Annotated in this window: 10 protein-coding genes; 4 read left to right on the forward strand and 6 right to left on the reverse strand. The window is 74.1% G+C overall.

Going from position 1 to position 12,172, the window contains the following annotated elements:
• Positions 1-224: 224 nt before the first annotated feature.
• A complete protein-coding gene (locus LZ495_RS36170) occupies positions 225-896 on the forward strand; it encodes an HAD family hydrolase (RefSeq protein WP_235057393.1) in 672 nt (223 codons plus the stop codon).
• Positions 897-1,131: 235 nt separating this feature from the next.
• On the opposite strand, the gene LZ495_RS36175 is transcribed toward LZ495_RS36170, so the two are convergent.
• Entirely contained in the window at positions 1,132-2,361 is a 1,230-nt protein-coding gene (locus LZ495_RS36175; protein ID WP_505011347.1) for an NsdA family TPR-like regulatory protein, read from the reverse strand.
• Positions 2,362-2,605: 244 nt separating this feature from the next.
• Between LZ495_RS36175 and LZ495_RS36180 the strand changes: the two genes are divergently transcribed.
• Positions 2,606-3,049 (forward strand): hypothetical protein, encoded by a 444-nt coding sequence (locus LZ495_RS36180; RefSeq protein ID WP_235057395.1) that lies wholly within the window; start codon positions 2,606-2,608, stop codon positions 3,047-3,049.
• Between the two features lie 367 nt (positions 3,050-3,416).
• Here LZ495_RS36180 and LZ495_RS36185 read toward each other — a convergent pair whose 3' ends face one another.
• A complete protein-coding gene (locus LZ495_RS36185; RefSeq protein WP_235057396.1) occupies positions 3,417-4,583 on the reverse strand; it encodes an ABC transporter substrate-binding protein in 1,167 nt (388 codons plus the stop codon).
• Between the two features lie 166 nt (positions 4,584-4,749).
• On the opposite strand from LZ495_RS36185, the gene LZ495_RS36190 reads away from it, so the two are divergent.
• Both LZ495_RS36190 and LZ495_RS36195 read left to right on the forward strand, forming a co-directional pair.
• Complete coding sequence (locus LZ495_RS36190; RefSeq protein ID WP_308268693.1) at positions 4,750-5,427, forward strand: TetR/AcrR family transcriptional regulator; 678 nt, start codon at positions 4,750-4,752, stop codon at positions 5,425-5,427.
• Positions 5,428-5,578: 151 nt separating this feature from the next.
• The gene (locus LZ495_RS36195) at positions 5,579-5,914 is read left to right on the forward strand and encodes a DUF8844 domain-containing protein (RefSeq protein ID WP_235057397.1); all 336 of its coding nucleotides are present in this window, start codon (positions 5,579-5,581) and stop codon (positions 5,912-5,914) included.
• Positions 5,915-5,959: 45 nt separating this feature from the next.
• On the opposite strand, the gene LZ495_RS36200 is transcribed toward LZ495_RS36195, so the two are convergent.
• From LZ495_RS36200 to LZ495_RS45400, 4 genes are all read right to left on the reverse strand, one after another.
• Positions 5,960-7,333 carry an AAA family ATPase gene (locus LZ495_RS36200; protein ID WP_235057398.1) on the reverse strand — a complete coding sequence of 458 codons (1,374 nt, stop codon included), beginning with the start codon at positions 7,331-7,333 and terminating at the stop codon, positions 5,960-5,962.
• A 106-nt stretch (positions 7,334-7,439) separates the two neighbouring features.
• Positions 7,440-8,978 (reverse strand): hypothetical protein, encoded by a 1,539-nt coding sequence (locus tag LZ495_RS36205; protein WP_235057399.1) that lies wholly within the window; start codon positions 8,976-8,978, stop codon positions 7,440-7,442.
• Positions 8,975-10,189, reverse strand: coding sequence for a hypothetical protein (locus tag LZ495_RS36210; RefSeq protein ID WP_235057400.1), 1,215 nt, complete (start codon positions 10,187-10,189; stop codon positions 8,975-8,977). Before LZ495_RS36210 ends, LZ495_RS36205 begins: the two co-directional genes overlap by 4 nt.
• A 128-nt stretch (positions 10,190-10,317) precedes the next feature.
• Positions 10,318-12,150: a helix-turn-helix domain-containing protein gene (locus LZ495_RS45400; protein ID WP_372498699.1), complete on the reverse strand. Its 1,833-nt coding sequence runs from the start codon at positions 12,148-12,150 to the stop codon at positions 10,318-10,320.
• Positions 12,151-12,172: the final 22 nt, after the last annotated feature.

Genomic DNA, 12,172 nt, shown 5'->3' on the forward strand with positions numbered 1-12,172 from the left:
CAGGGCGTGCGGCCGGGCGGAAGTGCACTCCGGCGTGCGGACGGGCGGTGCGCGGCGGATGCGCGGGCGCACGGGACTTTCCCGGGCATCGGACCGCCCGACCGGACGCATGGTTGGCCCGGTCCCGGGGAGGGGTGCCGCGGTACGGTCTGGGTGGTCCCGCGCCATCCGGGTCTTCCTGTCACCCGGCCGCGTCCGTCCGGGGCCGACGACGGGAGCAGTTCATGAGGATCAACGCGGTCGTGTTCGACGTGGGCGAGACCCTGGTCGACGAGAGCCGTGAGTACGGGACCTGGGCCGACTGGCTGGGCGTCCCGCGGCATACCTTCTCCGCGGTGTTCGGCATGGTGCTCGCGCAAGGCCTGGACTACCGCGAGACCTTCCAGCGGTTTCGACCCGGCTTCGACCTGGACGCCGAACGCGCCGCCCGCACGGCGGCCGGCAGCCCGGAGTGGTTCGGCGAGGACGACCTGTACCAGGACACCCGGCCGTGCCTGAAGGCGCTGGCCGGGATGGGGCTGTGGCTGGGCGTGGCCGGAAACCAGACGCGCAATGCCGGATCGATACTGCGCGGTCTCGAGCTGGGCGTGGACCTGGTGGCGACGTCGGACGACTGGGGGCTGAGCAAGCCGGACCCGGAGTTCTTCGAGCGGCTGGTCGCGGAGTGCCCCTTCCCGGCCGCGGAGATCCTCTACGTCGGCGACCGGCTGGACAACGACGTGCGACCGGCCCACCGGGCGGGTCTGCGGACCGCCCACATCCGGCGCGGGCCGTGGGGCATGCTGGTCGCAGGCGATCCGGAACTGCGCGAAGTGGCGGACGTGTTGCTCGGGTCGCTGGACGAACTCCCGGGCGAGATCATGCGGTTGGACCCGGGGCGGGCGCCGCGCGGCTGAGCGGCCGGGCGGCCGGCGGCCGGCCGAGAAGTGAAGGACACAGGCGGCGGCCGGCCCGGACCTTTGCGGTTCCGGGCCGGCCGCCGGCCTGACGGGGAGGCAGCGTGCCGTGTACCGGACGTGCCAGAGGCGCTGGATGTGCCGGATGCTCCACATGCACCGGACGATCGACAAGGTCGGCGCGACCAGGACGGCCGGGGCGGCCGGGTGGGCGGCGCCGCGTGCGCGGCGCTGCTCAGGCGGCCGGGTCCGGGGCGGGCGGGGGTGCCTGCTGCCCGGCGGCCAGCCGGTCGTCGAGTTCGGCCACGAACCGTTCGCGGGCCCACGGGGCGAGCGCCGCGCGGACCGTGCGGACCCGGTCGACCGCGGTGGCGTAGCCCTGTTTCTCGACGAGTTCGAGGACGCGGTGCAGCAGGGCGCAGGCGTCCTCGGGGTCGCGGGCCGCGGCCGCGGCGCCGGCCAGGTCCGCCAGCGTGACCGCGCGCTGCTTGTCCGCGTCCGGGGAGAGCCCGGCCAGGGTGCGGTGCAGCGTGGCCTTCGCGTGGTCGGTCCGGCCGGCGGCCAGTTCGGCGGCGCCGCGGAACCCGTCGAGGCGGGGTCCGGAGAACCAGTCGAGCCAGGCGGGCGGCCCGGCCGCGGACCAGGAACCGGCCGCGGCGCCGGCCGGGTGCAGCACGTCGGCGGCCCGGTCGAGGAGCGGGAATGCGCCACCCGGGTTGCCGAGGCGTACCTCGGCCTCGGAGGCGACCGCGTCGAGCCAGGCGTGGATGACCGGTCCGGCGTCGCCGCGGGAAGCACGTTTGCGGGCCGCGTCCAGGCGCCCGCGGGCCTCGCCGCCGCGTCCCGACCAGGCGGGGGCGAACGACATGTGGCCCAGGACTGCGGCGCCCAGCGCTCCGTCGCCGGCCGTGTCGGCCGCGGCGAGCGCGAGGTCCTGCCAGGGTTCGACCTGCTTGGCGCCGAGCTGCAGGTCGAAGAAGGCTATGCGGGAGACCAGCAGCGCCGATTCGGCGACTGCGACGGCCACCCGCGGGTCGGGCCGCCGGGCCAGGAGTCCGGCGCCGGCCCGGACATGGCCGGCCACCCGGGGCAGCAGGTGGGCGGGTTCGTGGGTCCAGTACTGCTCGCGCAGGCGGGCGGTGGTCCGGGCGTACCCCGCGGGGTCGGAAGTACGGGCCGCGGCACGGCCGTGCGCGGTCGCGGTCACTCCCGCGGCCACGCCGGCGGAACCGGCCAGGAAGCTACGTCGTTGCACCGCGTCCTCCACGCGCATCGTGATGGTGGGCATGCCTGCACCGCACCGGGAACCCGCGGCGGGTGCCGGGCGGGTTCCGGTTTGCGGAGGGAGGGATACCGGTTCCCGATCCTGACGGCCGGAGGACGTGTACCGCCATGGCAGAAGGCCCCGGAGGGGGCAAGAGTCCTCCACGAGTCCTCCAGGAGTCCCCGGTGGCGGCCTCGTCACGGAGGGTGCCTAGCTGGTTGCATCGTTGTCAGGACGGCGGGAGGACATCCGGCCCGGCCCGGGAGGACGCCCCTGACATCACGTCAGGACGCGGACCGGACCTCGCAAGGCACGGCAGCGACCTCGCATGGCAGTACGGCACGGCACCCGAACAGCACTGGACGGCACAGAGCACGGCACCGCACCGCACCGAAACGGACCGCACGGACCACGGCCCACGCACCGACCCGAGAGGACGCCTCCGTTGAACGCCGACGTCAACCGCAACAGGACGGCCGTGGTGCCGCAGGACACGATCCGGAACCCGCATGCGCCGCGTCTGGTCGCGGCGGGCGAGACGTTCGACGTCATCGAGGTGGAGGACCGGCTGGGCTTCGAGGCCCTGGGGGCGCTGTACGCGCACCGGGTCGCGGTGGGCCCGGTCATCTCGGACCGGCGCTACCGCCGCATCGGGTTCCTGGTGCCGCCGGCCGCGGCCGCTCCGGCGGCCCGGCAGCGCGCGGTCGGTCCGCGCCACCACGGCCGCGGCGCCTGGATCACGGTGCCGCCGGCGGACTGCGAGGACGGGCCGCTGGTGTGGCTGGTCCCGCCGAGTCCTGAAGGGCGGCTCACCGCGCTGCACCACGTGCGGGCCGCAATAGCGGAGGCGGCGAGAACTCTCGCCGACTCCCACCAGAGGGTCTCCTGACCCTCTGTCTCCGAAGGTCTCCGACCTTCGCCACGAACGTACCGGCCGGGGTTCCTGACTGAGCGGCTCCCCCTTGTCCGACTCGCCTCGGCCGGTACTGCAACTTCCCTGGGGCTTCCCGGCGCCGCCACGCCATGCCCCGCTCCCCGCGGCATCCCTGTGCCGGGCCCACCCCCCAGTGGCCGGCCGGGTCCACGCCGCAGCCGGGGCAGCGCGACCTTCGTAGCGCGCGGCCTCGGCCGAGCTTCCGGGCCCGCCCGTACCTGCGCCCGGCGGCCTGACCAGACCGCGGAGCCATCCGGCGGGACGCCCGCCTCGGCGGGACCCGAGCCCTGCCGGACGGCGCCGCGGACGCGCCTCGCTCGGGTCAGGCCGCCGCGAATTCGGCGTAGATGCGGGCCCGGATGCTCGCCGCGGCCGGCGTCGGCTCGGTGGCCACCTCGTACCGGCGGAGCGTCTCGTCCGGGATGTTGACCACCGGGTCGGCGGCGACCGCGCGCGACGCGAAGGCGTGCGCGCCCAGCACCGGGCTGCCGAACTTGATGTAGTCCATCTCGGCGCCGGCGTTCATGGGTTCGAGCATGAAATTGACGAACCGGTGCGCGGCCACCGGGTTCTTCGCGGTGCTGGGGATGGCCCAGAAGTCCACGAAGTACTCGGCCCTCCCTTCCGGGACAAGGAACTTCACCTCGTCGCCGACCGCTGCGCGGGCCGCGGCGATGCGCTGGACGTCGCCGGTGTAGCCGAGGCCGAAGTCGATCTCGCCGCGTTCGCCGCGTTCGATGTAGGTGCTGCTGATGGTGTCGATGCCGGGCTTGGCGCGGAGCAGGACCTGCTTGGCGCGTTCGAGTTCCCGCTCGTCCCCGGTGTTGATGGACAAGTCGAGCGAGGCGAGTGCGAGGTTGACGAGTTCGCCCGGGGACTCCACGACGTTGACGCGCGCGGCGCGGAGCCGGGGCAGGAGTTCGAAGCACTCGCGCAGGGTGCGCGGCTGCTCCTTCACCGCGGCGGTGCGCCAGAAGAAGCCGAGCATCCCGTAGTCCTTGGGCGCGCCGTAGCGGTTGCCCGGGTCGAAGACGTTGTCGCGGAAGGCCGGGCGGAGGTGGATGAGGTTGGGGACGAGCTCGGGGTTGAGGCGCATCGCGAGGCCTTGGTCGATCATCTGCCGCAGGCCGTCGCCGGCCGGGACGACGACGTCGTACGCGCTGCCCCCGGCGGTGCTCAGCCGGGCGAGCAGCTCCTCCTGCGAGCCGTAGCCCTCCTGGACGACGCGGACGCCGAAATGCTGCCCGAACGCCTCGATGTTGGCGGGGTTGCTGAAGTCGACCCAGTTCGCGAGCACCAGGTTCTTCTCGGTCCCGGCCCCGGCGCCCGGGGGTTCGGTGGGGTCCCCGGGTGCGGCGTCGCCGCAGCCGCCCAGCAGCACGCCGCCCGCGAGCGCGGCACCGCTGGCGAGGAAGCCGCGGCGGGAGGGGCCCGGGGCCAGGAGTCTCAGGGACTGCTCGGGCCGGTTCGCTCCGGCGATGCGCTTCACGCGGTCTCCTCCGCTCGGCAGGGGGACAATCGTGGGACTGACTAAAGGTTCAGTCAATAGCTCGGTGTGGTTTTTTGTTCGCGGACTGAAGTTTCAGCCAGTCATGCCGGGATTCCCGGCGGGGTGCGCCCCGGGCGGCGAAATGCAGCGGCTACCGTGTCGTCCCGTGAGCGACCGTCGTACCACCATCCTGGAAGCCGCCACCCGCGTGATCGCGCGGCGTGGCGTGCGAGGCCTGCGCATCGAGGAACTGGCGGCCGAGGCCGACGTGTCGGCGGGGCTGATCTACTACCACTTCAAGGACCGGGCCGGACTGCTGCGCCACACCCTGGAGTTCGTGAACGGGCTGGCCACCCGGTACACCGACGACGCGATCACGGCGGGCGGGCCGCGGGTCGCGGTCGAGCAGATGCTGCTGTTCGAGATCCAGGACACCCCGACGGTCCGCGAGACCAGCACCGCGTGGGGCGAACTGCGGGCCTCCACGGTCTTCGACGACGACCTGCGCGAGGCGCTGCGGGACTCGACCGCGCGCTGGACGGCGGGCATCGCCGAGGCGGTCCGGACCGCGCAGGACGCGGGCGAGGTGGCGGACGCGGTCGACGCGGCGGCCGCAGCGGAGCGCCTGACCGGGCTGATCGAGGGACTGAGCCAGCGGTGGCTGAGCGGCACGACCACGGTCGAACGCGCACGCGAGCTGCTGCGCGAGGCGATAGCCGTGGAGTTGGGGGCGCCTCCCGGGCAGGCCGGACTCCCGGGGCAGCCGGGGCAGCCGGAGGCGGCCGGGACCGGGGCCGTCAGCGGTGCCGGCGCCGGCACCGGGGCGGCGCACGCCGGGCCGTGAACACCGCGGCGCCTGGGGTGATTTGACCGTTTCCTACCCAAGGCTGCGGCATGATCGCGGTTACCCGCCGGTCATGTGCGTAGCCGCACCCCCAGTGGGCATGTCCCCATCGTCGTCACGGGGGCCTAGACCGCGCCAGGAGGAGTACGTCATGCCGCCAGAGCCGTCCAAGCCGCGCATCCGACCGGCACGGCTGCTGTTCGAACCCTCGGTGTTCGAACGCGAAGAGGAGCGGTTCTTCGATCTGGACGACCTCACCGACCCGCAGGTGATGCTCGACCGGTCGACGCAGCTCGCCGAGGCGTTCCGCGCCGCGGCGGACAAGGCGGTGGACTACCAGGCGATAGCGGTGGCACGGCTGGCCGACCGGCGGCGGTTCGACCGGCTCGAACCTGCCCAGATCGCGGCGCGGACCGGGTGGAGCGAGGCGTACACGGTCAAGATGATCGAGTACGGGGAGCGCCTGATCGCCAAGCGCGGCGACTGAACCGGGGGCCGTACCGGCGTACGCCCGGGGCCGTGCGCGTGCCGCTCAGAGCTGTACGCGGTTGTCGGCGAGCGTGCCCAGCACCGCCTGGTTCGCCTCCCAGCCGTCCGGGAACGACACGGGCAGTCCCAGGTGCACCGGCTCCGCGGACGGGTGGGCGTCCAGGAGTTCGGGGATGCCGGCCCGGGCGACCACCAGGCAGGCGTGCCGGTGCCGGGACGCGAGCACGCACAGGCGGCCGGTCTCCAGGTGGAAGGCGGTCGCGTCGCGGCGGCCGGAGAGCGGGTGCAGGAAGACGGTGACGTCGAACTCCCGGCCCTGCAGCCGGTTCGCGGTGTCCACGACAATGTCGCGGGCGCCGGGGATCTCCCCGTTCAGCCGGACCAGGGCGGCCTCGACCCGGGAGCGCTGCTCGCGGTGGCTGACACCGACCGCGATGCGCGCGGCGTCCAGCGCGTTCTCGCCGCGTTCGGAGACCGCGGTGCCGCGCCGGGCCAGGACCCGGGCGGCCAGTTCCGCGACGGTGCGGACCGTCTCGTCGTCGGACGGCAGCGTGAAACCGGACGGGAGTTCGAGCATCCCCCAGCCGGACTCGGCGGCGATGTCGACGACTTGGTCGTACGGGTCGCACTTGCGCCCGGGTTCGAACCCGAGGGCGCGGTCGCGGCGTCCGGTGCCCGAACGGAACGGCGTGAAGGGGTAGAACGCCTCGGAGACCAGCGGCGCGGCGGTGGCGGGCAGCCGCCACGACACGGGCAGCCGGTGCACCGGGAGATCGGGGTTGTGGCGGCGCAGCACCGCCACCGCGCTCTGCGAGGGGTCGTAGGTGAGCCCGTGCCACTGCGCGGCGTCCACGGTCGCGAACGGGTCGAGTTGGCCCGGGTCGCCGACGAACAGTGCGCGGTCGAACAGCCGCGCGACGAGCAGCAGGGCGTCCGAACGCATCTGGTACGCCTCGTCGACGATCGCCCAGGCCCAGCGGCGGTCGTCGACCAGCGCCCATTTCGCCGCGGTGGACACGACGATCTCGCAGCCGTCCAGGTCGGCGGCCTTGCCCGCGATCTGCACGGGGGTGGCGGCGAGTTCCTCGCCGGGCCGGTAGTCGGCGGCGGACAGCCGGCCGAGGACCAGGCCGGGGTGCTCCTCGGCGAGGCGCAGCAGCAGGTCGTCGACCTGGTTGTTGGTCTGCGCGACGATCATGAGGCGGTCGCCGCGGCCGGCGATCTCCGCGGCCGCCCTGACCACCAGCGTCGACTTGCCCGCGCCGGGCGGGGAGTCGACGACGACGCCGCGGTGCCGACCGGACGCGAGGTCGGCGAGCACGGCCGCGGTGACGCGCCCGGCGGCTTTGCCGGGGTCCTGGTCCTGGCCTTGCTCGGCTGCCGCGTCGCTGCCGGGCTGCATGGCTCCTGCGTTCATCCCCGGAACTCCTTTGCGCACGCGGTCGCGTGCGCGGTCGTGCGTCCTTCGTGCCGGCCGTGCCCCGCGTCGGGCCTGCCGGCCGCGGTCTGCGCGGGTGCCGCGTTCACACCCACGGTTCCTCCGCGGCCGCCAGTTCTTCCTCGTCGGGCTGGCGCACCTCGCCTTCCTGGAGCTCCTTGCGCGGCTCGGGCGGGCCGCCGTGCGTCCACGGAGTCTCTTCCGGGGAGGGCCACTTCGGGCCGCCGCGGAATCCGGAGGCGGCGACCGTCCAGCACAGGAGTTCGCCTTCTTCGGGGATGCTGCCTTCCTCGGGGGTCTTGCCGCGGCCCATTCCGCCCGTCAGTTCGATGCGGACCTCGCGGGTGCCGTCCGGGCCGTCGGCGACCGCGATCAGCTTGGCCCTGGCCTTGGGGCGTTCGACGCACTCCAGTTCGGTCTCGCGCAGGAGCAGCGGCTCGTCGGTGGTCCGCACGACCAGGAGGGGCCGGGGCCGGGCCTGCTTCTTGCCCGGCTCGGTCACCATGCGGTCCGCCTCGACGGCCGCCACGCGGCCGCGGAACGCCTGCCCGGACAGCCGGGCCTCGGCCATCAGCAGCGGGTCGTCGCGCAGTTGCTCGGTGTCCAGCCGGGACTGCGCCTGCTCGCGGCGGGAGAGCTGCTGGGCGGCCGCGACGGCACCGGGGATGCGCGGCTGCGGGCGGGAGTCGGGGCTGTCGAGGTCCGCCGCGAAGAGGCTGTACGACATGCGGTCGGTCTCCCAGCGGCCGGCCACCGAGGCCCCGGGCGGGAGTTCGCGCATGAGCTCCAGGCCGCGCCACACGCGGTGCCAGGTCGGCATGAGCTCGACGCCCAGGAGGTCCCTTATCCGCTCTTCGGCACGGGCCGCGGCCCGGGAGTTCTCGGCCCGTTCCGCGGTGTCGTAGGCGGCGATGAGCGGGGCGAGCTTCTCGTCGAACTCCGGTGCGGTCGCGGGGCCGGCGGGCGGCGCGCCCTCGGCGTCGCGGGCGGTCTCCGCCCCGGTGCGGCCCCGTTCCGGGTCGACCCAGCCCATCAGCGCGGCCAGTTCGCCGTTCTCCAGGTCGCTCTGCCCGGTCGACCAGGTCTGGGTGAGCAGGTCGGTGAGCGCGAGCAGCACGGACGAGCCGGGCATGCGGGCGCGGTCCGCGAGGTAGGTGCACCAGCGGCCCATGAGCGGGACGTCCGGGTGCACGGCGTACTCGCCCTCGGTGCGCCGGAAGCGGGTCGAACGCCCGAGCAGGTGCAGGTACTCGATGCCGCCCCGGGACGGGACGATCACCTGCGGTGCGTCGAGTGCGCGTTCGTACGCTTCGTCGTTGCGGCGTTCGACGGTCTCGGTACTGGACAGGTGTTCGGTCAGATAGGGCACGAGGATGCGCGCCAGTTCGGCCACGTGTGCGAACCGGCGCTGCCGGTCGCGCGGTTGCGGGACGACGAACAGGTGCGGGGCGTCCGGGTCGTCGCCGATCAGCGCGGCGAGCGGGGCGAAGGCCTCACCGGCCATCGCGTACGGCACGAACACCAGCGGCCGGTCGGACAGGTGCCGGTGCCGGACGGTCGCGGCCGGCTGGGCGTAGCCGGTGGCGGCGGCGCGCAGGCGCCCGAGTGCGGTGACCGCGCTCACGAGGCGGCCACCGCCCCCGCGAGTCCTGCGCTGCGCCGGGCGGCGACGTCGTCCAGGACCTCGCGGCGCAGGGCCTCCGCACGCCGGAGCACGCGGGCGATCTCTTCTTCGCCGCGCTCCGGCGCGCACTTCCCGTCCGCCAGGTCGAGCGCGCGCCCGATGTCGTCGATGCCGCCCAGCTCACCGCGGATCGCGGTGCCGAGCGTGCCGGCCAGGCCGCCGGGGCCGTGCCCGCTCTGGCAGGCCCGGGCCTCGGCCCGGCAGAAGTACGCCAGCTCGCAGGTCGACAGGCAGCCGGGGATGTACGCCGCGGGGACGGCGGCGACCGCGTCGGCCACCGCTTGCGGGGCGGCCTCCTCGCCCAGGTCGAAGCTGAGCCCGGCGGGCAGGGGCGCGAGCAGGTCGTCCACGCGCGCCAGGCGCGCAAGGCGGCGCCGGGTGACGGCGAGCTCCTTGCGGATGTCGAGGAGGGCGGCGGTGGGCTGGTTCGAGAAGTCCTTGGGGCAGACCAGGACCACGTCCGTCGACACCACGTCGGGCGGGTGGCCGAGCTCGGCCATGGTCTGCTGCAGCGCGAGCACGTAGACCGCGGCCTGCCGGGCCGCCGAGGCGAGCTTGGCCGGGTCGGCACCGCCGTCGATCACCGAGAAGGACTTGATCTCGACGACGTGCAGGCGGCCGGCGATCAGGCAGGCCATCGCGTCCGGCTCCAGGTAGGCCCGGGTGCCGGAGACGTCCAGCGGCAGCAGCGGGTGGTCGAGGATCGCGCACAGTCCGGGGCGCGCGTCCTCCAGGGCACGCCGGAGCGCACTACGGGTGCGGGCGACGCGCTCTTCGCGCCCGGGGCGCTTCTTGTCCTGCTCGGCATCCTCGGGCAGCTCGCCGCCGAGTTCCGCGTACTCGCCGTCGGCGACGGCCTCGGGCGGCACGCCCAGCACGTCGTGCAGCAGCTCCCGCAGGCCGGCCCCGCCGTCCGCCTTGACCAGCGCCTCGAAGGCGTGGCCGCGGACGATCGCGAAGGGCGACTGGCCGTACGCGGTGGCCTGCCCCAGCCGGGCGGCCAGGACCGTCTTGTCTATCCCGGCGGCGTCCATCACTCCGCGCCGCGCGCAGCCGGGGTTCGCGGCCAGTGCCGCGACCGTACGCGCGTTGTGGTTGCGCGTCGGCAACGACCCCCGCAGCAGGTCGAGTCGAGTGTCGGTGGTGCCCATGGCGTGGTGTGCGGCTCCGTACCGTCGTGAAGGTTGTGCGGTCCCGCCACAGTGTGACCCATGCGTACGACAAGGCGGGCCATTCGCAGCCGGTCAGCGTGCCGGAAGCCGGTGCCGGCCGCCCCCGATCACCTCTCCAGCTCCGGCTGCTCCATGTCCTCCTCCGCCGGTCCGAGGTGCTTCCACGTCACCAGTTCCTCGTCGAGCCTGCGTATGCAGGCCGCGTTCTTGAACGGCTCCAGCTCCAGCCGTACTTCCTTCACGCGGTCCATCGCGAGCGAGTACCACTGCCGGGTGAGCGCGTCCAGCGCCCGCGACAGCATCCCGCTCGCCTCGTCGAGGTCGCCGCTCGCCGCCGCCACCCGGGCCAGGTCCGCGCACGTCACCGCCTGCTGCTTGGCGGCGTTGGCGGGCAGGTCCCCGAGTGCATCCGTCAGCGCGTCCCGCGCCGCGTCGTACCGCTTCGCCGCCAGCTCCGCGCCGCCCCGGAAACCCCACAACCGCGCGGAGTCGAAGAAGTCTAGCCAGGCCGGGACTTCGAGGTCGTCCTGGTGTGCAAGGAAGTCCTCGGCTCTGTCCATCAGGTGCAGCGCGCGGTCCTTGTCGCCGATCAGCGACTCGATCTCCGCATTGACCGCGCACAACCACGAACGCATGAGCGCCGGCGCCCCGATGTCCGCCAACAGTCCCGGGTTGTTCGCCCGTTCGACCAGCGCCCGGGCCTCGCCGGGCCGCCCCGCAAACGCCGGCATGAACGCCCGGTGCGCGAACACCGCCTGCCGCAACAGCGGTTCCTGCGCGTCGTACGCCGCCTGGTCCGCCAACTTGTAGAACGTCTTGGCGACACCCTCGTCGCCCAGATCGAAGAACGCGATACGCCCCGCCAGCATCGCGGTCTCCGCCACCGACGCGGCCAGCACCCGCCGCGGCCGCCCGGGGCCGGGGGCCTTCAGCAACTGGTCGCCGAAGATCACATGGTTCACCACCGGGCGGTACGTCATCCCAGCCGGAGCCACCCAGTACATCTGCCGGTACGACGCGGTCAGCCGCGCGTACTGGTCCGCCACCGCCGACCCCAGGCGCCCGTCCCGGCCCGGGCCCGGGATGTGGTCCGCCAGGTTCATCAGCCCGTCGCTGCCCGCGCCGTTCCCGACCCGGTCGCCGGCCCGCAGCAGCGCCGGCGGGGCGACCCGCAGGTCGTGCACGGCCCGCGGCGGGCCCTGGCCCGGCAGGATCAGCCCCGAACTGCGGCGCGATGGCGGCACCAGGCCGTCCAGATCACCCCGCGGCTCCACAAAGTGCGCGGGCTCGGGCATCAGCCCGGGAGCAGCGGGTATCGAACGCTGCGGCGGGGCGGCGCCGCGGGGTAAGACGACCTGGCCGGGCGGCTCACGCCCGTCCGTACCGGCATTCCGGCCCTCGGTGCCCATCCGGTGGGCCCGCGGCACGAACCGGTACCCCTGCCTTCCCCCCGGCGGCCGGGGCGCATCCGCCGCCCCGTTGAGCGGCCCGTACGCCCGCCCCCCGGGCGGCCCGTAACCCGACTGCCCTCCCGGGCCCCCAGGTCCGCCATTGCCCCCGACAGGTCCCCCGTTGCCCCCGACCGGCCCGACCCCGCCCGGCTCTCCGGCGGCACCGAACCCCCCGGCCGGCTCAGGCGGCGTCCCCCCGGTCGCATCCAACTCCGCCTGCCACGGCGGCGTGAACCCCAGATCCGTCAGCGGACGCCCGAACAGCTCCTGCAGGACCTTCTGGTAATCGGGCGTGGGCCACGGCGGCTCGGCACTCTCCCAGCGCCGCACCTGCCGCACGCTGACGGCCAGCCGCAGCCCGCACTCGAGCGCCTTCTTCTCGAAGGCATCGGCGAGTTGCTGCTGGGACACCCACCCCTTGGCGTGGCGCAGCGCCTTCAGCCGGACGTTCCCCGGCGCGGGGGAGCCGCCACCCTGCCGTATGGCCATCGGCGTCCTCCCCGAAGATGCG

It is taken from the genome of Yinghuangia soli (assembly GCF_021502675.1).
Classification (GTDB): Bacteria; Actinomycetota; Actinomycetes; order Streptomycetales; family Streptomycetaceae; genus Yinghuangia; species Yinghuangia soli.

Excerpts from the sequence above, each read along its gene's own strand:
- LZ495_RS36170 (WP_235057393.1), top strand. The coding sequence starts at position 225 with ATGAGGATCAACGCGGTCGTGTTCGACGTGGGCGAGACCCTGGTCGAC.
- LZ495_RS36195 (WP_235057397.1), top strand. The coding sequence starts at position 5,579 with ATGCCGCCAGAGCCGTCCAAGCCGCGCATCCGACCGGCACGGCTGCTG.
- LZ495_RS36200 (WP_235057398.1), bottom strand. The coding sequence starts at position 7,333 with ATGAACGCAGGAGCCATGCAGCCCGGCAGCGACGCGGCAGCCGAGCAA.
- LZ495_RS36210 (WP_235057400.1), bottom strand. The coding sequence starts at position 10,189 with ATGGGCACCACCGACACTCGACTCGACCTGCTGCGGGGGTCGTTGCCG.
- LZ495_RS45400 (WP_372498699.1), bottom strand. The coding sequence starts at position 12,150 with ATGGCCATACGGCAGGGTGGCGGCTCCCCCGCGCCGGGGAACGTCCGG.